The 20,418-nt window shown below is 58.1% G+C and carries 22 protein-coding genes and 1 pseudogene; 21 read left to right on the forward strand and 2 right to left on the reverse strand.

Annotation, left to right across the window (positions count from 1 at the left end; all coding sequences use genetic code 11):
• The first annotated feature begins 96 nt into the window (after window positions 1-96).
• From ACOVRA_RS15580 to ACOVRA_RS15640, 13 genes and pseudogenes are all read left to right on the forward strand, one after another.
• On the forward strand, window positions 97-963 hold the full coding sequence (locus ACOVRA_RS15580; protein WP_298230942.1) for an isoaspartyl peptidase/L-asparaginase family protein: 867 nt from the start codon (window positions 97-99) through the stop codon (window positions 961-963).
• A gap of 104 nt (window positions 964-1,067) precedes the next feature.
• Complete coding sequence (gene argB, locus ACOVRA_RS15585; RefSeq protein WP_421721096.1) at window positions 1,068-1,997, forward strand: acetylglutamate kinase; 930 nt, start codon at window positions 1,068-1,070, stop codon at window positions 1,995-1,997.
• Entirely contained in the window at window positions 1,994-2,716 is a 723-nt protein-coding gene (locus ACOVRA_RS15590; protein WP_421721097.1) for a pyrimidine 5'-nucleotidase, read from the forward strand. The genes argB and ACOVRA_RS15590 overlap by 4 nt, the downstream gene beginning before the upstream one ends.
• On the forward strand, window positions 2,709-3,026 hold the full coding sequence (locus ACOVRA_RS15595; RefSeq protein WP_421721098.1) for a cupin: 318 nt from the start codon (window positions 2,709-2,711) through the stop codon (window positions 3,024-3,026). The genes ACOVRA_RS15590 and ACOVRA_RS15595 overlap by 8 nt, the downstream gene beginning before the upstream one ends.
• 8 nt (window positions 3,027-3,034) lie before the next feature.
• On the forward strand, window positions 3,035-3,406 hold the full coding sequence (locus ACOVRA_RS15600) for a tRNA-binding protein (RefSeq protein WP_421721099.1): 372 nt from the start codon (window positions 3,035-3,037) through the stop codon (window positions 3,404-3,406).
• A gap of 102 nt (window positions 3,407-3,508) precedes the next feature.
• Entirely contained in the window at window positions 3,509-4,360 is an 852-nt protein-coding gene (dapD, locus tag ACOVRA_RS15605) for a 2,3,4,5-tetrahydropyridine-2,6-dicarboxylate N-succinyltransferase (RefSeq protein WP_421721100.1), read from the forward strand.
• An 8-nt stretch (window positions 4,361-4,368) separates the two neighbouring features.
• Window positions 4,369-4,851, forward strand: a pseudogene (locus tag ACOVRA_RS15610) (DUF3291 domain-containing protein).
• 180 nt (window positions 4,852-5,031) lie between these two features.
• Window positions 5,032-6,003: a Gfo/Idh/MocA family protein gene (locus ACOVRA_RS15615; protein ID WP_421721101.1), complete on the forward strand. Its 972-nt coding sequence runs from the start codon at window positions 5,032-5,034 to the stop codon at window positions 6,001-6,003.
• Between the two features lie 28 nt (window positions 6,004-6,031).
• The gene (gene dapE, locus ACOVRA_RS15620; protein ID WP_421721102.1) at window positions 6,032-7,186 is read left to right on the forward strand and encodes a succinyl-diaminopimelate desuccinylase; all 1,155 of its coding nucleotides are present in this window, start codon (window positions 6,032-6,034) and stop codon (window positions 7,184-7,186) included.
• 55 nt (window positions 7,187-7,241) lie between these two features.
• Window positions 7,242-8,039 (forward strand): hypothetical protein, encoded by a 798-nt coding sequence (locus ACOVRA_RS15625; RefSeq protein ID WP_421721103.1) that lies wholly within the window; start codon window positions 7,242-7,244, stop codon window positions 8,037-8,039.
• An 88-nt stretch (window positions 8,040-8,127) separates the two neighbouring features.
• Window positions 8,128-8,727 (forward strand): DUF1214 domain-containing protein, encoded by a 600-nt coding sequence (locus tag ACOVRA_RS15630; RefSeq protein ID WP_421721104.1) that lies wholly within the window; start codon window positions 8,128-8,130, stop codon window positions 8,725-8,727.
• Window positions 8,727-9,281, forward strand: a complete 555-nt coding sequence (locus ACOVRA_RS15635) for a DUF1254 domain-containing protein (RefSeq protein ID WP_421721105.1) — start codon at window positions 8,727-8,729, stop codon at window positions 9,279-9,281. Before ACOVRA_RS15630 ends, ACOVRA_RS15635 begins: the two co-directional genes overlap by 1 nt.
• Complete coding sequence (locus tag ACOVRA_RS15640; protein ID WP_421721106.1) at window positions 9,281-10,003, forward strand: DUF6445 family protein; 723 nt, start codon at window positions 9,281-9,283, stop codon at window positions 10,001-10,003. Before ACOVRA_RS15635 ends, ACOVRA_RS15640 begins: the two co-directional genes overlap by 1 nt.
• Before the next feature lie 60 nt (window positions 10,004-10,063).
• Here the strand turns inward: ACOVRA_RS15640 and ACOVRA_RS15645 are convergent, their stop codons facing one another.
• Window positions 10,064-10,780 (reverse strand): energy transducer TonB, encoded by a 717-nt coding sequence (locus ACOVRA_RS15645; protein WP_421721107.1) that lies wholly within the window; start codon window positions 10,778-10,780, stop codon window positions 10,064-10,066.
• A 212-nt stretch (window positions 10,781-10,992) separates the two neighbouring features.
• Here ACOVRA_RS15645 and ACOVRA_RS15650 point away from each other — a divergent pair, with 212 nt between their 5' ends.
• Window positions 10,993-12,636, forward strand: a complete 1,644-nt coding sequence (locus ACOVRA_RS15650) for a GMC family oxidoreductase (protein ID WP_421721108.1) — start codon at window positions 10,993-10,995, stop codon at window positions 12,634-12,636.
• A gap of 2 nt (window positions 12,637-12,638) precedes the next feature.
• On the opposite strand, the gene ACOVRA_RS15655 is transcribed toward ACOVRA_RS15650, so the two are convergent.
• The gene (locus ACOVRA_RS15655) at window positions 12,639-14,654 is read right to left on the reverse strand and encodes a transglycosylase domain-containing protein (RefSeq protein WP_421721109.1); all 2,016 of its coding nucleotides are present in this window, start codon (window positions 14,652-14,654) and stop codon (window positions 12,639-12,641) included.
• Window positions 14,655-14,893: 239 nt separating this feature from the next.
• Between ACOVRA_RS15655 and ACOVRA_RS15660 the strand changes: the two genes are divergently transcribed.
• The 7 genes from ACOVRA_RS15660 to ACOVRA_RS15690 are packed head-to-tail and all read left to right on the forward strand — an operon-like array spanning window position 14,894 to window position 20,398.
• On the forward strand, window positions 14,894-16,255 hold the full coding sequence (locus ACOVRA_RS15660; protein WP_421721110.1) for a DNA-packaging protein: 1,362 nt from the start codon (window positions 14,894-14,896) through the stop codon (window positions 16,253-16,255).
• A gap of 14 nt (window positions 16,256-16,269) precedes the next feature.
• On the forward strand, window positions 16,270-17,478 hold the full coding sequence (locus ACOVRA_RS15665) for a phage portal protein (RefSeq protein WP_421721111.1): 1,209 nt from the start codon (window positions 16,270-16,272) through the stop codon (window positions 17,476-17,478).
• Window positions 17,475-17,738 carry a hypothetical protein gene (locus ACOVRA_RS15670; protein WP_421721112.1) on the forward strand — a complete coding sequence of 88 codons (264 nt, stop codon included), beginning with the start codon at window positions 17,475-17,477 and terminating at the stop codon, window positions 17,736-17,738. The genes ACOVRA_RS15665 and ACOVRA_RS15670 overlap by 4 nt, the downstream gene beginning before the upstream one ends.
• Entirely contained in the window at window positions 17,735-18,226 is a 492-nt protein-coding gene (locus ACOVRA_RS15675) for an HK97 family phage prohead protease (RefSeq protein WP_421721113.1), read from the forward strand. Before ACOVRA_RS15670 ends, ACOVRA_RS15675 begins: the two co-directional genes overlap by 4 nt.
• 23 nt (window positions 18,227-18,249) lie before the next feature.
• Window positions 18,250-19,461 carry a phage major capsid protein gene (locus tag ACOVRA_RS15680; RefSeq protein WP_421721114.1) on the forward strand — a complete coding sequence of 404 codons (1,212 nt, stop codon included), beginning with the start codon at window positions 18,250-18,252 and terminating at the stop codon, window positions 19,459-19,461.
• An 11-nt stretch (window positions 19,462-19,472) separates the two neighbouring features.
• On the forward strand, window positions 19,473-19,997 hold the full coding sequence (locus ACOVRA_RS15685) for a head-tail connector protein (RefSeq protein WP_421721115.1): 525 nt from the start codon (window positions 19,473-19,475) through the stop codon (window positions 19,995-19,997).
• Entirely contained in the window at window positions 19,994-20,398 is a 405-nt protein-coding gene (locus ACOVRA_RS15690; protein ID WP_421721116.1) for a DUF3168 domain-containing protein, read from the forward strand. Before ACOVRA_RS15685 ends, ACOVRA_RS15690 begins: the two co-directional genes overlap by 4 nt.
• The last annotated feature ends 20 nt before the right edge of the window (window positions 20,399-20,418 follow it).

A 20,418-nucleotide genomic window follows, 5' to 3' on the forward strand; every position in this document is an offset into this window, starting at 1 on the left:
CATAGCGAAGTGCTACGCTTCGCACTAGAGCAGGATGTCTCATTTCTCATTTTTCTTGGGTGACCTTTTTGGTGCCCAGCGCATAGGGAGCATTTCATGGCTTGGGCATTGGCACTTCATGGCGGGGCAGGGCCTGCACGCGGTCGCACCTATGACCGGGAAGAAGCCCACATGGCGGAAGTTCTCAAACGCGGTGCCGATATGCTGGAAGAAGGCTTGTCCGCACTCGACGTGGTGGTCTCCATGGTGCGAGAACTGGAGGATTCAGGCTTCCACGTCGCAGGCAAGGGTGCCTCGGCTAATGGCAATGGTGAGTATGAGTTGGATGCTGCCGTGATGGATGGCGCGCTCAGGCGTGCTGGCGCGGTTGGGGCTTTGGTTGGCTTCCGCTCGCCCATTATGGCCGCGCGCGCGGTGATGGACGAGACCCCGCATGTGCTGCTGGTTGGCGCTGGGGCCAAGGCGTTCGCCCACGACATGGGCCTTGAGGAAATTGAAGACCCTGCCGCTTATTACACCCCAGCTGTTCGTCGCCCTGTGGAGCCCGGTGAGCTGGCCCATGGCACGGTGGGTGCGGTGGCGCGCGATATTGCAGGGCGACTGGCAGCGGCCACCTCGACTGGTGGCCTGTTGAACAAAATGCCGGGCCGGGTTGGCGATACGCCCTTGATCGGGGCAGGGACCTGGGCGGATGAGCGCGTGGCCGTTTCCTGTACGGGCCAAGGCGAATATTTCATGCGCGCCGCTGTTGCTGCCGACATCTCTGCCCGCGTCCGCTATGGCGGGCAAACCTTGGCGTCTGCTTGCGCGGGTGCCTTGGCCGATATGGAAACCCAAGGCGGCGATGGCGGCTTGATTGCCGTAGACGCCATGGGCAATGTCTCCACGCCCTATGTCAGCGAAGGCATGAAGCGCGGGATTGCGACCCATACAGGGCGCTTTGAGGTGAAGACGTTTCGGTAAATCTGCCCCTTGCCCTTATACCAAAGCCCAAACAGCTTGGCGTGAGGGGCGTAGCCCGCTAAAGCGATCACCCTGCCTGTGAGCCCTTTGGGAATCTAACGCCTATGACTGCCGACACTGCCGCCCCCAGCAAAGCTGAGACCGCTTTTGCAACCGCTAAAACCTTGGCCGAGGCGCTACCCTTTATCCAGCGCTATGACCGCGAAACGGTGGTGATCAAATATGGCGGCCATGCGATGGGCGATGAGGCGACCGCTCAGCGCTTTGCCGCCGATGTGGTCTTGTTGAAACTCGTCGGCATTCACCCCGTCGTCGTGCATGGCGGTGGGCCACAGATCAGCGCCATGCTGAACCGGGCAGGCGTAAAGTCTGAGTTTGTCGACGGTCTGCGCGTCACCGATACCGCCACGATGGAAATCGCCGAAATGGTGTTGTCGGGTGCGGTCAATAAGCAATTGGCGCATTTGATCACCCAAGCAGGCCGCGAAGCCGATGTGCGCGGCGTTGGCCTCTCGGGCAAGGATGCGCGCCTATTCACGGTCGAAAAAGTCGTGCGCACCCGCAAGGACCCTGAAAGCCGGATCGAACAAGTGGTCGATCTGGGCTTTGTCGGCGACCCTAAAGAAGTCGATGCGCAATTGGTCATGACCTTGATCAAGGCCGAGCAGGATTATGTGCCAGTGGTGGCCCCCATCGGTGTGGACCCGGCTGGTGCCACCTTCAATATCAATGCCGACACCGCTGCCGGGGCCTTGGCTGGCTCGCTACATGCCAAGCGCTTCTTGTTGTTGACCGATATTGAAGGGGTGAAGGACGGCAATGGCAATCTGATCCCCGAGATGACGATTGCCGATGCGCGGGCTTTGATGGCGTCGGGCGTTGCGAATGGCGGGATGATCCCTAAATTAGAGACAGCCATCACGGCGATTGAATCCGGTGTGGAGGCCGTCGTCATCTTGGATGGCCGCACGCCCCACGCCATCCTCAACGAACTTTTCACTGACTCCGGTTCAGGAACCCTTATTCGCTCATGACCACACGCCCGCTGACCCGACTTTTTGAGGCCGAAGATTGGGTCTTTGATCTCGACAATACGCTTTATCCCGCTGAATGTGACTTGTTTGCCCAAATTGACGAGCGCATGACCGAGTTTGTCGGCCGCTATCTGGGTCTCGATTATGATGCAGCCAAGGCCAAGCAGAAGCATTATTATACGACTTATGGCACGACGTTGAATGGCATGATGCGCGAGCATGATATGCCCGCCAGCGCCTTCCTCGATTATGTCCATGACCTCGACTACAGCCCCGTCGTGCCCGCGCCGAAATTGCGCGCCGCGATTGAGGCTTTGCCCGGCCGGAAACTGGTGTTCACCAATGGCTCACGCGGCCATGCGGAGCGCACGCTGAAGGCCTTGGGCCTTGAGGACATTTTCCACGATCTGTTTGACATTGAAGCGACAGGCTATGTGCCCAAGCCCAAGCGGGAAGCCTTTGACGTTCTGATTGACCGCCATGTGGTTGAGCCAACCAAAGCCGTCATGGTGGAAGATTTGTCGCGCAATTTGTTGACCGCCCACGAGCTTGGCTTTTCCACCATCCTCGTCTGGTCTTGGAAGGACTGGAGCCACGAGCCCCTTGATGGAAGGCCTGCAGGGCCTGTCGATGAGACACCTGACCATGTCCATCACATGACCAATGATCTGACCACCTTTTTGGAAGCGGTTGTCGAAGCGGGAACCCAACATGGCTGAGATCCATCAGGACATCACCCAATTCACCGCCGAGCGGGCGTGGGGTGCGCGGGATTTGGCCGAAATTGCTGGGGCGAGTGTACGGCTGCATTGGACCGATAAGCCCTATATCTGGCACACCAATACAGGCGCGGAAGTCTTTATGGTCGTCGATGGCGCGGTTGATATGTCCTATAAGGTCAATGGCGTTGAACAGACCGTACGCCTTGGTCCCAATGATGTTTTTGTCGCCCAAGTGGGCGATGAGCACATTGCGCGCCCTGTCGGGGCCGCCCGAATTTTGGTGGTTGAAGAAAAGGGTTCGATCTAGGCCAGCCCATGCACCACTTGCACGACCCCTCGGCCCCCGCCGCTGAGCCCATCACCTTCGACGACTTTTTGACGGTCGATATTCGCGTCGGCACGATTGTCGCGGCAGAGGTGTTTGAGGCCGCCCGCAAGCCCGCTTACATCTTGATGATCGACTTTGGCCCGACCTTAGGCATCAAGAAATCCTCCGCCCAAATCACCACGCATTATCGCCTTGATGAGCTTGTCGGTCGTCAAGTTGCGGCCGTTGTCAATTTCCCGCCGCGTCAGATTGGTCCGATCCGGTCTGAAGTGCTGACCTTGGGCTTCCCAGACCCCGATGGCCAAGTCGTCCTATTTGCGCCCGACCAAAAAGTGCCGAATGGTGGACGTTTGTTTTAATTCTGGCTGTTGCAAGTGACGCAAGCGATTGCGTGACAGGCCAAGCACGGGCATAGCAAAAGGCCTTAAGGCCAAACCCGCTAGCTGAAAATGACCACGCCCATGACTGATCTAAACCATCTTGAAGCCACCATTAATGCCGCGTGGGAAGACCGGACCGCCATCTCGATTGAGACGACAGGGGCCGTTCGCGATGCGGTGGGGGAAGCTTTAACCTTATTGGATCAGGGCGTCGTACGCGTGGCTTCGCGTGGCGCTGACGGGCAATGGACGACGCACCAATGGCTGAAGAAGGCCGTGCTGTTATCCTTCCGTCTCAACGACAATTATCTGATCGACCCAGAGCATGATCCCCATCCGGTGCAACATGCCGGGCGCGCCTTTGATAAGGTGCCCCTGAAGACCGCGCGCTGGTTAGCGCCTGATTTCCGCGAAGCAGGCTTCCGTATGGTGCCGGGCTCTGTCGTGCGCCGCGGCAGCTTTATCGCCAAGGGTGCGGTTTTGATGCCCAGCTTTGTGAATATTGGCGCCTATGTCGGCGAAAACACCATGATTGACACCTGGGCGACGGTTGGTTCCTGCGCGCAGATTGGGGCCAATGTCCATATTTCGGGTGGCACGGGTATTGGCGGCGTGCTGGAGCCCTTGCAAGCTGGCCCTGTCATCATTGAAGACAATGTGTTTGTCGGTGCGCGTTCTGAAGTCGCTGAAGGTGTTATCGTGCGCGAAGGGGCGGTTATCTCCATGGGCGTCTTCTTGGGCGCGTCGACCAAGATCATCGATCGGGCGACTGGTGCCGTCTATCGCGGCGAAGTGCCATCCTATGCCGTGGTCGTACCGGGTTCCTTACCAGACCCCAAGGGCGGGCCCAGCTTGGCATGCGCCGTGATCGTCAAGACCGTCGATGCCCAGACGCGTTCTAAAACCGGTATCAATGAGCTGTTGCGCGACTAGGAGGCCCCATGTTTCCGCAGCCTGATGGGCATTATCTGGCCCAGATCAATGTGTCGGTCTCGCGTTATGATCAGGATGATCCGCGGTTTGCAGGCTTCACCAGTCGCATTGATGCCGTCAATGCAATTGCAGAGCGGGCAGAGGGCTTTATTTGGCGGTTAAAGTCGGATTCCGGCAGTGCGATGGACATTCGCGCCTCTGAAGATCCCCGATTCCTGATCAATATGAGCGTGTGGACGACAGCCCAAGCGCTAGAGGACTTTGTGTGGAAGACCGCGCACTTTAAAGTCTATAATCAAAAGGCCGAATGGTTTCCCATGCTCGGCACCGCCCATATGGCGTTCTGGTGAGTCCCGATCGGCCATATTCCGACCTATGATGAAGGCATGGCGCGCCTAGAAGCGCTGCGGGCCAATGGCCCAAGCGAAGCGGCTTTTGGTTGGCAGAGCTTGCCTCAAGTTGCTGAATGGCGCTCCAAACGCTGCGGTTAGCTTTGGTTTCTTGCGGTAATGCAAAATTTCGCAGTCATTGTCACAATTATCACGCTTTCGTGATCAGTAGGGCTTGACCCAGCGGGGAACCAAATCAAAGTGCGCTGGTTGATTTTTTGTTGACTCTCACAACAATGTGGACTTTTAGTATTTGTGTCCGTCTTTATGAATTGGAAGTAGATGGCTCTTCGGTTCGCTATTCTCGGCGCGGCACGTATCGCCAAACCAGCATTGATTGATCCTCTTTCAGAGAACCCAGATGCCAGTCTGGTGGCGATTGGGGCGTCGACGCGGGAGCGCGCGCTTGAATATGCGATGACGCACGCCATCCCCAACGCGGGAACCTATGAAGAAGTCATCGCGCGCGATGATGTCGATGTGGTCTATATCGCGCTGCCGCCGGCAGGCCATTGTGAGTGGAGCCTGAAGGCCCTTGAAGCGGGCAAACATGTTTTCCTCGAAAAGCCTGCGACCGTGAATGAGGCCGAGGCGCGGGTTTTGGTGGATGCTGCCAAAAAGGCCGGTAAGCGCTTGATTGAGGCCTTTCACTATCGCTGGCACCCCTTGTTTCGTCGTGCCGTAGAGATCGTGCAATCGGGGCAATTGGGCGAGCTTGTCTCGGCCGAGGCAGAGTTTTCGGTGCCCATCGTCCGCAACGCACGCGAATTTCGCTGGCAGGCTTCCCAAGGTGGGGGCGCTCTGGCTGATCTCGGTTGCTATCCCGTCAGCTGGCTACGACAATTAACAGGGGCAGAGCCTGAAGTGACTTCCGCGCATCAAGACCTTGAGCCTGATGGCATTGATCGACGCACGACAGCGCATTTTTCTTTCCCAAATGGCCTTCAGGCCGATGTGATTTGCGACATGGACCCCGAAGGCGGGCGCAAGCCGCCAAGGTTAGAACTTGTCGGCACCAAAGGTCGCCTCGATATTGATAACCCGCTTGCCCCCCAATATGGCGCGGAATTGAAATTGACCCTAGACGGCCAAGAAACCCGCGAAACCTTTCCGCGCCGTCCGACGTTCGCCTATCAATTCGATGGCATTGTCGACGCCATTCAATCTGGCCAACCTGTCTGGACCGAAGGCGCGGACTTGATCGCCAATGCTGCAGCCATGGCTGCGATCCGTCGAGTGGCTGCCACTGGCTAGAGCCACCAATCTGCCCTAGGTTGGGCTTATGACCACAAACCTCTTCGACCCGATCCATCTTGCTTGCGATTTGATCCGCAAGCCCTCTGTCACGCCAGCGGATCTCGGGGCGCTCGACGTCGTGCAACAGGCGCTGGAGGCCTTAGGCTTTGTGGTCAAGCGCTATCCTTTTGAGGATGTCGATAATCTCTATGCGCGCTTAGGCAGCGAAGGCCCCAATTTCTGCTTTGCTGGCCACACCGATGTGGTGCCGACGGGGGATTTGGCGCAATGGAAGGTCGATCCGTTTGAAGCCGCCTTGCAAGATGGCTTGCTGATCGGACGGGGGGCTGCCGATATGAAGGGTGGGATTGCTGCCTTTATCGCGGCGACAGCCCGCTATTTGGAGAAGAATCCAAAACCCAAGGGCTCTATCTCCTTCCTCATCACCGGGGATGAAGAAGGTGTCGCGCTGCATGGCACAAAGAAACTCCTCCGAGCCATTACCGAAGAAGGCGAAGTCCTGGATCAATGCTTGGTGGGCGAGCCGACCAATCCAGATGCCATGGGCGATATGATCAAGAATGGTCGCCGCGGCTCCCTCAATTGTACCGTCACCGTGACGGGGATTCAGGGCCATGTTGCCTATCCCCATAAGGCTGCCAATCCAGTGCGCGCTTTAATCGGCTTTTTGCATCAAATCCAAAGCCACCAGCTCGATAACGGGGCTGAAGGCTTTCAGCCGTCTAATCTGGAAGTCGTGACCATGGATGTCGGCAACCCAGCCACCAATGTAATCCCGGAAAAGGCGACGGCCCGCTTCAACATCCGCTTTAATACGGCCCATTCAGGCGAAAGCCTCACGAACTGGCTTCTAACCGAAGCCAAGCGGGCCGAAGCTGGGTTTAACGGTAGGATTGAGCTGTCGATTATGGTCTCTGGCGAAGCCTTTTTTACCCCACCTGGCCTATTGACCCACCTTATCCAAGAATCCTGTGAGGCCGTGACCGGGCGCAGACCTGAGTTATCGACCACGGGTGGCACGTCAGACGCGCGCTTCATCAAGGATTATTGCCCGGTGTGCGAGTTCGGCTTGGTTGGCGCGACCATGCATCAAGTCAATGAGCGGGTGGAGACGCGCGATATTGAAACGCTAACGGACATTTATGAAGGCGTGTTGGCGCGCTATTTTGACCGCGTCTAAACGTCTGCGACGGATCGGATTTCACAAACCCAAAGAGTCACGTCATCACTAGACCATGGCGCGCACCCCGTTTCCTCTAAACCCCAAATATCTCATGCAGAATTTGCGTGATGGCTTTGATGCGGCCAAGGCGCGCACGGGTCATGAAGGCGGGCTGATTGCGCTTTCGGCCGGCGGGTTGATCTTAGCTTTTTTCTTGCTCGCTTTGCTGGCACCCTTGGCACTCAATGCGCCGGGCTTTGTGTCCTATGGCGCAGGGGTCTTGGTTTTGGTGCTGGTCTTGGCATCGACGGGGGCAGGGGCGATTGCCCTGTGGCGGCTGATGGCGCAAGGAGCGCGTGAAGGAGGTGGTGTGCTCGTGCAACCCACCTCCATCGTCAATGAGTCTGCGATCCAAGCAGCACTTTCAGACGCTGAAGATGCCGGCCTGCGCGCGTTAGGGCCCCGCGAGGTGCAAGATGCCATGACGGGCCGCATGCAAGGCTTTGCCATGGCAGCCCTTCAATCTGGTGCGCATGTGTTTTTGGTCATTCGTTTGAAAGAGGCCGTCCCGCTCAGCCTGATTTTTGCCCCGAAGGCTGCCCCTTGGCCATTTGCTTTGCCAGCCGATGGCGCGCTGACGCCCATTCCCACGCCGGGCGGCGTAGAAGGGCTAGCTTGGGCGACAGACCGCGATCCAGCTTTGCCTTGGTCTGTCAGGCTTGGCCCCGCTTTGACGATGTCGGCCGCCGGTGGAGAAGCCCCGTTTTTAAGCTTGCGCGCTAAGGCGTTGGTACTGCGCTGGGACCGTGGCGATGTTGGAACAGCTGCCCTGATCGGGCGAGAGCTTTGCCTCGCGCTCGCCAAAGCTTAAGCCCAAGCCTTGAGTGTATTGAGGCACTATTTTTTCCCGCCCAGTCGCTTAAGCTGACCGCAACAAAGAACTCAGGGGGAGGGTGCCTATGCGGCGATGGCTTATCTGCGGCGTCTTGGGTCTAGGCCTAGGCGTGGGCTCGGCACTTGGTGTCTCGGGCGGCCTGTTTAGCGACGCAAAGCTGGTCTCTGGCCGCTGGTCTACCGATCCAACCGTCGGTGCGGCGGCCGCAAACCCGTGGCTGCGCGCCACCATTGCGCGTGTTGGCTTATTGGCTTTGACCAAGGAAGAGACGGTCTATTTCAACCGAGATGTCGATGACGATGGCGCCAAACTGGTTGAAGGCTGCACCTATGCCTTGAGCGGGGAGGTGATCCCAACCCGCTGGTGGTCGATCACCATTTATGGCGCGGACCAGATGTTGCCCATCAATACCGATGGCGCAAGCTCGATTGATGCCACCCGCGCCCTTGTCGCGCCAGCGACGAGTTGGACGGGGACTCTCAGCCCGACACGGCCCAAAACGCCCGGGCCTTGGTTGTCCAGCAAGGGTGGCGGCACTTATTCTCTCACCATCCGCCTTTATAATCCGCAATCGGTTGAGAAGTCCGCCCTGCAAGCCTTGAAGCTACCCAGCGTCAAGAAAGTCTCCTGCACCCAAACTCCAGCTTCGGGAGGGACAAACTAATGGCCCAAGATCAAAAAAAGCCCGGCTGGCTGAAGCCTTTGGCCTTTGGTGCATTGTTGGCCGTTTTAGGTCATTTGCTGACCATTGGCCTTATCCCCAGCGTGATCATGAATATCGCGATGAAGCGGATCGCCGAAGCCTCTGGTGGTATCAATCGCCTCGCGCACGGCAATATGGTGACGCCGCAGAACCAACAAATTGTGCGCTCTTCGCCCGATCTTGCCTATTCCACGTGCGCCCTCGACCTCAGCAAAGGCCCTGTCCGGGTCTTTATCGGCAAAGGTGCTGATTATACATCAGCGGCCTTCTATGCTGGCAACACCGATAATGTCTTCACCCTGAATGACCGCAAAATCGGCCCAGAGGGTGCGCAAATCATGGTGGTCTCGGCCCGATCACCGATTGCGGCCAAACCCGGCGAAGTCGTCGTCAGTCTGCCAAGCGATAAGGGCCTCTTGCTGGTTCGTCGTCTTGCCCCGAGTGCCGAGGCGTTCAAGCGCGTGCAAGGGGAGCGCGCCAAGGATTTTTGTCGCACCGTTACAGATGGGATGTGATGGCCGAGCTGCTCCAGACTCCGATTGAGGTTTTTGAAACGCAGGGCCGAACCGCGCGCGTCTATCACCACGGGCGCGAACCTATCAAAGTCGTGGTGCTAGACGATTATCTGGCAGATCCTGAAGCGATTATGGACCTTGCCGTGGCCGGGCCAGCCTTTGCGCCGAACGGGCCCTTTTATCCAGGTATACGGGCACCTGTGCCGCCATCATCCTTTCAAACTTTGCTGGGACCCTTGGCGGAAATTCTTCCGCGATGCTTTGACTATTCCGGACGCGCAGGTCTGCGCGAGTGCAATTTCTCGCTGGTGACGACGCCTTCAGATCAGTTGCAACCGATCCAGCGTTTGCCGCATTTCGACAGTCTCGAATATGGTCGCGTCGCGGCGCTTCTCTATCTGTGTCGTGGCGAGAACCAAGGCGGCACAGCCTTTTACCGGCAACGCAGCACAGGATTTGAAAGTGTCGATGCGGGCCGCTTTTCAGCCTTTGAAGCGGCCCTAAATGCCGACGTTGCGCACCACGGTCTGCCCGATTTCGGCTATATCAATGAGACCAGTCCGCTATATGAAATGATTGGCCGCCATCAGGCGCGCTTTAACCGCATGATTGTCTATCTCAGCTCCAGCCTTCATTGCGCCCATATTCCAGATGACTTTGTTTTTGATCTAAATCCTGCCACGGGACGGCTGACGGTGAATGCGTTTTTAGGTATGGATTGAGGCGCTGGGGCGGGTCATGGCCGCAGCTTCGGCCGAAGCCGTGACCCGCTTGGTAAAATCCTAATCCTCTAGCTTGAAGCTGATCGTATAGCGGGCAGGATAGGCGACTGCGATTCCGTCGATTGTTTGGGGCTGGAACGTCCAAGCCTCCACCGCTTTGCGAGCAGCCTCTGCGAAGCCGTAGCCCTTCGGTGCCTCATTGATCACCGTCAAATTGGCCACTTTACCTTGGGCGGTGACCGTGAAGCTCAACGTGACTTCGCCGGAGATTTCCCGGTCGAGCGCCTTGCGCGGAAAGCCAGGATTAGCCCCGGCTTGGCGGATGGGGTTGATGATCAGACGGGGGGCAGCTGGGGCTTCAGGCGCAATCTCTGTCGGCATGGGGCCTAAGGCTGGTCCCAATGTCTCACCACCCCCCGTGAAGGCCACAGGCCCTTCACCCACCGGTCCAATGGGCAGGCTATCGACTGGGCCAAGCGGCACGACTTCGGTTGTGGGCCTCTCTGTCAATGTTGGTGTGTTGTCTGGGGTTTGTTGGACTTGCTGGTTTTTGACGGGCTTTTCCGGTTCGGGCTTGGGCGGGATGATCGGCTTTGGCGGGTCGCGGGGGGCTACGGCGATCGGTGGCGGTTCGGGCATTTGCAGCTTTTGGATCGTGGGAACATAGGTCAAGGCGAGGTAACCAAGGCCGATCCAAAGGATCCCAGACCCCGTTAGTGCGGCTGTTCGGTACAGCAGTTTTTGGGTGGGGGGTGCGAGGGCATGGGACTGTTTCATGACGTTGTCTCCTAAAGCTGGAGCTGAACAGCTGGTTTGCTGGCCAGTGTTATAACAATTAGAACAGATTTCCGTAACGTCAAGCACAAAGTTTACGCTACGTCATGTTGACGGCAGTGTCATTTTTTGCGGCCAATCCGAGAAAGCACTTTCATTTGAGTTGGTCTTGGCTAAGCTGTCGGCAAATCAAAGCAAAAACAGAGGACACTGGGATGAGCGAAGCCAATCTGCCTGCGGGCGAAACCTATGACTACATCATCATTGGCGCAGGTAGCGCGGGTTGCGTTTTGGCAAATCGACTCACGGCGGATCCAAAAATTCGAGTCCTGCTGTTGGAAGCCGGCGGGAAGGACACCTCACCTCTGATTCACATCCCAGTGGGCTATGCTGAGACCTTGAAGGATCCCAAGGTCAATTGGCTCTATCAGACCGAAGAAGACCCCGGCACCAATGGTCGCCAGCATGTTTGGCCACGCGGCAAAGTGCTGGGCGGGTCCAGCTCGATCAACGGCCTTCTTTATATTCGTGGCCAACAGCGCGACTATGACATCTGGCGGCAATTGGGCTGCGAAGGCTGGGGCTGGGATGATTGCTCGCCCTATTTCTTGAAGTCGCAAAACCAAGAACGATCCGGCATGGAAGGGCACGCGACAGGCGGCCCCTTAAATGTGTCCGACGTGACGCAAAAACATCCCGTCTCAGATGCCGTTATTCAGGCTGGCATTGAAGCCGGTATTCCGCGCAATGACGACGTCAATGGCGAGAACCAAGAAGGCATTGGCTATTACCAATTGACGGTGAAGAATGGCATGCGCTGCTCGGCTGCGGTGGCCTATCTCAATCCCATCAAGCATCGCACAAACTTGACGATCCGCACCCATGCACTGGCGCATAAAGTCTTGTTTGACGGCAAGCGGGCAACAGGGGTTTTATTCTCTGTCGATGGCGATTTGATCACGGCGTCTGCCAAGCATGAGGTTATTCTCTCCGGCGGGGCGATCAACTCACCACAATTGTTGCAATTGTCGGGCATTGGCCCGGCAGATTTGCTCAAGCGCCATGGCATTGACGTCAAAGTCGACGCGCCGGGCGTAGGCGAAAATCTGCGCGACCATTATGTCGTGGGCATGCGCTATCGCCTGAAGGCAGGGGTAAAGTCGGTCAATGAAATGACCAAGGGCCTGACCTTTGTTGGCGAGGTTTTGAAGTTTCTGTTCCAGCGCAAAGGCCTATTGACCCTGTCGGCGGCCCATATCGCCGCCTTTGTGAAGACGCGGCCAGACCTCGAAACCCCCGATGTTCAATATCATATTCTGCCCGCCACCATGGACCAGAAGAAGCTGTTTGAAGAGCAAAAAATGGTGCTGGAAGACCAACCTGGCCTCACCATCGCACCATGCCAATTGCGGCCGGAAAGCACGGGGCGGATTCAAATCAAGTCTGCCGACCCCAGTCAGCATGCGGGTATTTGGCCTAATTATCTGGCCGATAGCCTAGATCAGCAAACCATTGTTGAAGGCCTGAAGATTGGCCGTCGCATGGCTGAGGCACCCTCTTTGGCGGGCTTGATCGAGGCGGAGATGGAGCCGGGCAATGGCGTTGTGAGTGACGAACAATTCCTCGCCTATGCCCGCGAAACAGGCTCAACCATTTATCACCCGGTTGGGACGGCAAAGATGGGCCGCGATCCGATGGCGGTGGTGGATCCCCAGCTTCGTGTGATCGGGGTGGAGGGCTTACGGGTTGTCGATGCCTCGATCATGCCGCGTCTGATTTCGGGCAATACGAATGCGCCGACCATCATGATCGCTGAGAAGGCGTCAGACATGATTTTGGCGGCGCGTCAGGCCGCATAAATCTAGCGGCCTACATTGGCTGCAGGGGCTGGTGCCGCTGCAGTCGGGTTGGGCAGTTTGCGCAAAGCGGGTAGGGCTGCCACATCCTGCCCACCCGCCGCGGCAAACATATCCGCCAAGCTTTCGTAAAAAGCGGCCAATGTATTGGGGCTGGGCCGTTTGAGATCGTCCAAAGTAGGCAGGGGCGAGAGGGGTTTGCCCTCATGGGCGGCGGCCATGAAGTCTTCCCAGATGAGCGCGGGCAAGGTCCCGCCTGTAACGCCATTCATCGGGCTGGAACTGTCATTGCCAACCCAGACGCCGCAAATGATGTCGGACGTATAGCCAACAAACCAAGCGTCGCGAAAATTCTGCGAGGTGCCCGTCTTGCCGGCAGCTTCGCGGCCACCGGGCAGACGCGCGCGCTTGCCCGTACCAAAGGCAACCACATCGGCCAGCATGGCGGTCATTTGCCGCGCGCGCAACGGTTCGTAGACTTGGACCGGGGCTTTGCTTTCGCGCTGAAACGCCACCGTACCGCGCGTCGTATCAATCCGCTCAATCAGATAGGGGTCAACGCGCACCCCATCATTGGCCAAGGTGGCATAGGCGCGTGTCATGTCCAACAGGGTCACTTCACCCGCGCCCAGTGAGATCGACAGATTGCGCGGCAACTCACTATCGATGCCCAATCGCTGAGCCAATAAGATCAAGCGATCAATGCCGACTTCAGAGGCCAATTGGACGGCAATGGTATTGATCGAGCGCGTAAGCGCTGTCGAAAGGCTCATGGCACCCGAATAGCCGCCATTGAAATTGCGCGGTCGCCAGCCGCCAAAGCTAATCGGCTTATCCACGCGGATTGTGTCGGGCGTCATGCCTTTTTCGAGCGCGGCTGCATAGACAAAGGGCTTAAAGCTGGAACCGGGCTGGCGCTTGGCCATAGTCGCCCGATTATACTTGCTTTCGTCATAATTGCGGCCCCCGACAATCGCGAGGATGCGGCCTTGCCGATCCATCGCAATCAAGGCGGCTTGGGTCACGCCGGTCCCCGTTCCATCCCCCACCAGCGCTTGCACCGCTTGCACAGCTGAAGCCTGTATTTTGGCGTCCACGGTTAGTCGGAGAATCCGATCTGGAGCGACCTGTTTCCCAACGCTTTCCACCTCTTTCTGCGCCATATCGATGACATAGCCCATCTGGCCTTCAGGAATATCGGGCGTCACTTTTAAAGCCACCGGCTCGCGCATCGTCGCTTCCGCTGTGGCTTGGGTGATAAAGCCTGCGGCCACCATACGCTGCAGCACAACGGCGCGTCGCTCTATGGCTGGGGCTGCCGTTAAATCAACGGCCAAGCGGCCGGGTGCCTTTGGAAGGCCTGCCAACATGGATGCTTCGGCTAAAGTTAACTTGCTCGGGTGCTTGGAGAAGAAGCGCCAAGCGGCGGCGTCTATGCCATAGGCATTCTGCCCGAAATAAATGCGGTTGAGATAGATTTCGAGGATTTGCTTCTTCGTCAGGCGGCTGTCGATCTGCCACGCCAAAACCATTTCCTGCAGCTTGCGCTTAAAGGTCTGTTCGGGGCTGAGATAGACGTTCTTGACCAATTGTTGCGTGATGGTCGAAGCGCCTTGCACGGTGTGCCCAGCAGTTAGGTTTTCAAATACAGCCCGACCAATCGACCACAAGTCAACGCCGCCATGCTCAAAGAAGCGTGCGTCCTCAACCGCCAGAAATGCCTGTAGAACATGGGCGGGCAGGGCATCCACGCTGACCCTGCGGCCATAACGCGGCCCGCGAATGGTGATGGTTTCTCCATTGGCATCGACCATTTCAAGACTGGATTTGCGGTTGGCGGTCCAGATTTCTTCATTAGAGGCGATCTTAGGCAAATCCGATAGGAAGTGCCGCCACGCGGCGTAGGTTGTCAGGCAAACCAAGACGATCACGCTGACTGCCAATATGGTCAGCAAGCGCATGTGATAGGCCCTGATTTTGGCTTTGCGCTCCAATAGGTCTGCGCGAAAGACGCCCTGCATCAGCCTGAAACCCGTCCTTAAAATGAGGTCAGAGAACGCCGCTGATCCGCCCGATGGGTCAAGCTTTATCCATGTAGAAATCGACCTGCAGGGCGATCAAATGCTCAAATTTTCAGGCTTTTCGCCGCTTCTTGAAGTTCGAGCCGCGCGTTCTCTCAGACCGACCACCTCATTCGGTCATCCTTGTCTTCGCCATCAACGGCCCACGCCTTTGGGCGCTTTGGAGAAAGACATGCAACGTGACAGGCAAGCCGATCCGCAAAACCATCCGGCCCTTACCCGAGCGCGAGCCGTTTCGCTGGACCTTCAACCAAGTGACCAGCCTGTCGGACGACAAACGGCAACAGTTTGTCGCGTGTTTCAGCAACAGGCAAATCAATCGGCTGCAAACATTGTGGCCGTTTTGGGCGCGCAGCAGTCAGCTTTCTCCACCGCAAGAATGGCGGACTTGGCTCATTCTGGGCGGACGCGGATCGGGCAAAACGCGCTCGGGTGCCGAGTGGGTGCGTGAGCGGATGGAAAACGCTGTTTGCTCTCGCATGGCCTTGATTGGCCCGACCTTTGCCGATGTACGCGATGTGATGGTCGAGGGCCAATCCGGCCTAAAGGCCATCGCCAGCCGGCGCGAACGACCCCGCTTTGAAGTCTCGCGGCGGCGCTTGGTTTGGCCCAATGGCGGCTATGCGCTTCTTTTTTCGGCTGAGGACCCAGACAGTCTGCGCGGGCCACAATTTGACGGGGCCTGGGGCGATGAAATGGCCGCTTGGTCAAAGCCTGATGCCGTTTTCGCAACTTTGAGACCCGCGCTGCGCTTGGGGCAAGAGCCCCAATTGGTGCTCTCGACGACACCAAGGCCAATCCCAGCCCTCAAGCAATTATTGGCGGACCCAACTTGCGCCGTCACCCGTTCTGCCACGCAGGATAATCGCCACTTCTTGGCGCGGGGATTTGCTGAAGATCTGGCAGCGCGCTGGCAGGGTTCTGTCTGGGCGCGGCAGGAATTGGAAGGCGAACTGGTCGAGGACCCAGAAGGCGCGCTATGGACCCGCGCGCAACTGGTCGCGGCGCAGGCCCGTCAACTCGATGCAGCCTATGACCGCGTTGTTGTCGCCATTGATCCCCCCGCGAGTGTTGGTGCCCATGCCGATTATTGTGGGATCATCGTCGCTGCAGCCGTCGGGGAAGGGCATCAACGCCGCGCGATCGTGCTGGCAGATCTTTCCAAGCAGGGTTTGCAGCCTTCTGAATGGGCCGCGGTGGTGGCCGAAGCTTATCAGCACTTCAAGGCCAATGTGATCATTGCCGAGGCCAATCAAGGTGGTGAAATGGTGCGCACCGTGCTGCGCCTCGCAGTCCCGCTGGCCCCCATTCGCTTGGTTCACGCCAGTCATGGCAAGCGCGCCCGCGCCGAACCCGTTGCGCTGCTCTATGCGCAGGACCGCGTCTGCCATGCGGCGCACTTCCGCGAGTTGGAGGACCAAATGTGCAGCTTTAGCGCGCCAGGCTTCACGGGCTCACCCGACCGCGTTGATGCGCTCGTCTGGGCGCTAACCGACCTCATCCTCGACCAAGGGCCTAGCCCTTCCGCCCGTAGCTTATGAACGGATATTCAGTCATGGCCGTCTTTCCTCTGCTCACCCGTTTCTCAAAGTCAAAATCCAGCCCGCCAGAGGCGCGGCCTGAAGCCAAAATGGGCTCCTCGCTCTTGGCCTATACAAGCCCAGGCCGCCCAGTCTGGACGCCGCGCGACTATGGCGCACTGGCACGTGAAGGATTCCAGCGCAATGCGATTGCTTATCGCTGCGTGCGACTGGTCGCAGAGGCTGCTGCGTCTGTCCCACTGCGGATCACGGGTCGTAACGGCCAAACACACCGCTTTTCCGCCCTTCTAGATCGCCCCAATCCAGAGCAATCCGGGCCAGAGCTGTTGGAAGCCTTCTTCGGTCACCTCCAAATCGCCGGTAATGGCTGGCTAGAGCTCGTTGCCCTGGAGGGGGAGCCACGCGAGATTTGTGCGCTTCGCCCGGACCGCGTCCGCATCATTCCGGGTGTTTCGGGTTGGCCTGCGGGTTGGGAGCATGAGGCAAATGGCATCAAGCGACGACTTTGGCGCGATCCTGCAACTGGGCGCTCGCCCATGTGTCACCTCAAGCTCTTTAACCCGAGCGATGATCTCTATGGTCAGTCGCCTTTAGAGGCGGCTGCGATTGCGGTGGATATTCACAATGCCGGTGGTGCTTGGAATAAGGCGCTGATTGATAATGCGGCGCGGCCATCTGGGGCCTTAGTCTATCGTGGTGTGCCGGGCGCGGAACGCCTAAGTGAAGACCAATTTGAGCGCCTGAAAGCTGAACTCAGCCAAGCCCATACCGGTGCTGCCAATGCAGGCCGACCACTTCTTCTCGAAGGCGGGCTTGAATGGACGAGCATGAGCCTGACGCCGGCCGAGATGGACTTTGTCGAGGCTCGGCGCGCCGCTGCCCGCGACATTGCCTTAGCCTTTGGTGTGCCGCCCATGCTGCTCGGTATTCCAGGTGACGCGACCTACGCCAATTACAAAGAAGCCAATACCGCCTTCTGGCGACAAACGATTGTGCCCTTGGTCGCCAAAGCCGCAGCAGCTTTGGCAACATGGCTAGGCCCGTGGAGTGACGAACCGCTTCTGATCCGATCCGATCTCGACCATGTGCCCGCGCTTTCGGCTGAGAGAGAAGCTTTCTGGGCACGGCTTGAGGCAACCTCCTTCCTTACCACGCAAGAAAAGCGCGCTCTGGCGGGCTTGGCACCTGCCGATTTGCCACCAGCTGAAGGGGGCAAATCATGAGCGACCAAAGTGCGGCTTCCATCCTCCGCCAAGCGCCAGATTTCCGTCTGACCTTGGCCATTCTCCTAACCCTTTTGCTGCAAGCCATTGCGGCCCTGCTGTGGGTTGGGGCGGCAGCTCAACGCCTCGATAATCTGGAGTCCGAGATCAAGCTGCAGCAGCCGATTTTGGAACGGATGGCCCGAATTGAAGCGCAGGTCGCCGCTATCCGCTCCAGCCTTGATCGGATTGAAAACCACATTGATCAGGAGGCGAAATGACCGAGCCTTTGATCATTGCAGGCTATGCCAGCCTATTTGGCTTGCCGGATTTAGCGGGCGATGTGGTTGAGCGGGGGGCATTTCAAACCTCACTCCGCCGTCTGCCTGCCGCGTCGATTCGCATGCTCTATCAGCATGATCCAGATCGACCCATTGGGCGCTGGATAGAGGCCTTTGAGGACCAAGCGGGCCTATGGATGAAGGGGCTGGTTGAGCCCAATCATCCTGAAACCCAAAAGATCGCCGCCTTGATCCAAGCCGGTCTCGCCGACGGCCTCTCGATTGGCTTTCGCACGCTGGAAGCCACGCCGCGGCCAGCTGGCGGGCGCATTTTGAAGACGATTGATCTGCGTGAAGTTTCAATCGTCACCTTCCCCATGCTGCCGCGCGCCCGGTTTCGTGTGCGCGGCCCAACCCAATCCGTAAGGCCTTCAGCGCCTGCGGACCTTGCGCGTCAAGTTCAACCCCCTGCCGCTCCGGCGGCCTAACGGAGAAGTCCATGGAAACGAAAATGACCCAGTCGCCCGAAGTACGGGCGGCCCATAATGAACTCATGTCTGCTTTTGAGGCCTTTCGGGCCGCCAACGACCAAAGGCTGGCCCAGATCGAACAAAAATCCTCGGCCGATGTTCTGCTGGAAGAGAAAGTAGATCGTATTGATCGTAGCCTAAACCGCGCGCAGGCCAGTTTGGACCGTTTGTCGCTGGCAGGCCTTCGCCCTGGCACCCAGCCAGCTGTCGACCTTGAGCGGCAAGAAGCTAAGGCTGCTTGGGCAGGCTTTATGCGTCGGGGTGACGAAAGCGCTCTGGCAGCGATTGAAGCCAAATCCTTGTCGGTTGGTGTCGCCGCGGATGGCGGCCATGTTGCGCCGCCAGAAGTCCAAGCCACGATTGATCGGCGCATCTTTGCCGCTTCACCTATGCGTCGTTTGGCTTCGATCCGTACCACGTCTGCCAATATCTTCCGTAAGCCGATTGCCATCTCGGCTCCAGCTGTGGGCTGGGTAGCCGAAACCGGCACGCGCACCGAAACAGCGACTCCATCTTTGGACTTACTCTCGTTTCCAATGGGCGAAATCTACGCCATGGCAGCAGCGACCCAGACGCTTCTTGATGATGCGCTGCTGGACATGGATCAATGGCTGGCGGGCGAGATTGCCGAAAGCTTCTCGAGTGCGGAAAGCATTGCCTTCATCTCCGGCGATGGCGTCAATAAACCCAAGGGCCTTCTGGCCTATACCGCGGCACCCGATGCCAGCGCGACTTGGGGCCAGCTTGGCTATCTCGCTTCGGGCGTGGCGGGCGCATTTCCGGCCGCTAGTCCGGTCGATAAATTGGTTGACCTCACCTATGCCCCGAAGACGCCGTACCGGGCCAATGCCAGCTTCTTGATGAACCGTCGAACGGTTGGTTTGGTCCGTAAATTTAAGGACTCTGCTGGCCAATACATCTGGCAACCGTCTTTGGTCGCCGGCCAGCCCGCTACGCTTTTGGGCTTCCCGGTTGTCGAGTGCGAGGACATGCCCGACGTCAGCGCCAGCGGTCTCGCCATCGCCTTTGGTGACTTCGAGAAGGGCTATCTGATCGTCGATCGGGCCGATGTGCGGGTCTTGCGGGATCCTTACACCAATAAGCCGTTTGTCATGTTCTATGTCACCAAGCGCCTCGGCGGTGGTGTGCAGAACTTCGACGCGATCAAACTGCTCAAATTCACCGTCAGCTAAGGCAAAATCCCATGGCCCTGGAAATTCTGATCCCCCCAGAGGGGGAGCCCGTGTCCCTTTCAGATGTGCGCGCCTATCTTCGGATCGGCGCGCAAGGGGATGACGCTCTGCTCGCGCTCTTCATTACGGCAGCGCGCGAGGCTTTTGAAGCGCGGACCGGGCGTGCGCTCCTCACACGGCGGGTGCGTCAGAATTTCCTTGGTGCCTTGTCTCCAGGTTTTCTGATCCCGGCGACCAATCCTGTTACCGCAATCCATGCGGTGCGGACGATTTTGCCTTCAGGCGCTCTGGCGGATCCGAGTGGCAACATCCTCAGTCTGATTGATGGGAAATTCGTCTTGAACCAACCGATGCGCGACTTCAGCGTCGAGTATCAGGCGGGCTATGCCACTAACGCGCTGGTGCCCCAAGCCGACCGATTGGCCATTCTAGAAGCCGTCGCGGATGCCATTGCGCGCCGCGATGGCGATGGCTCTGCCCCCGCAGCTGGCGAGAGAGCCTCTTGGGATCAGAGCTTCGAAAGGGTCAAACTATGAGTGCGGCTGCTTGCCAGCAGGCGTTGGACGCCGTGTTTCGGGCAGATCCGGCCGTTCAAGCGGTCTTGGGCAATCCGGTCCGATTGGTCGAAGCCCCGGTGAAACTGGCTGCATATCCTTTTGCCTTTTGGCGACGTTGGGAGACCAAGCCAGTTGATGCCTCAGTGGTCCAAAGCGACGAGCATATTGCGACATTAGAGGTCGTCTGCCGCCAGCCGGGGGCCGAAATCGCCCGCCAAGCCGTCGCAGCGCTCGCCACCTGCGCCGCTGCGGCAAAGCCCAATCCACTAGGCGCGCGCATCGTGCTGATCCTGCCACTTTATAGCGATGTGATGCGCAGTGCGGACGGGCGGTCTTGGCTCGGGATCGTGCGTTTAAAGATCATTGCTGATCGTATCTGAATATATTTTCATTAAGGAGG

The organism is Aquidulcibacter sp. (genome assembly GCF_049239865.1).
In the GTDB taxonomy this organism is placed as follows: domain Bacteria; phylum Pseudomonadota; class Alphaproteobacteria; order Caulobacterales; family Aquidulcibacteraceae; genus Aquidulcibacter.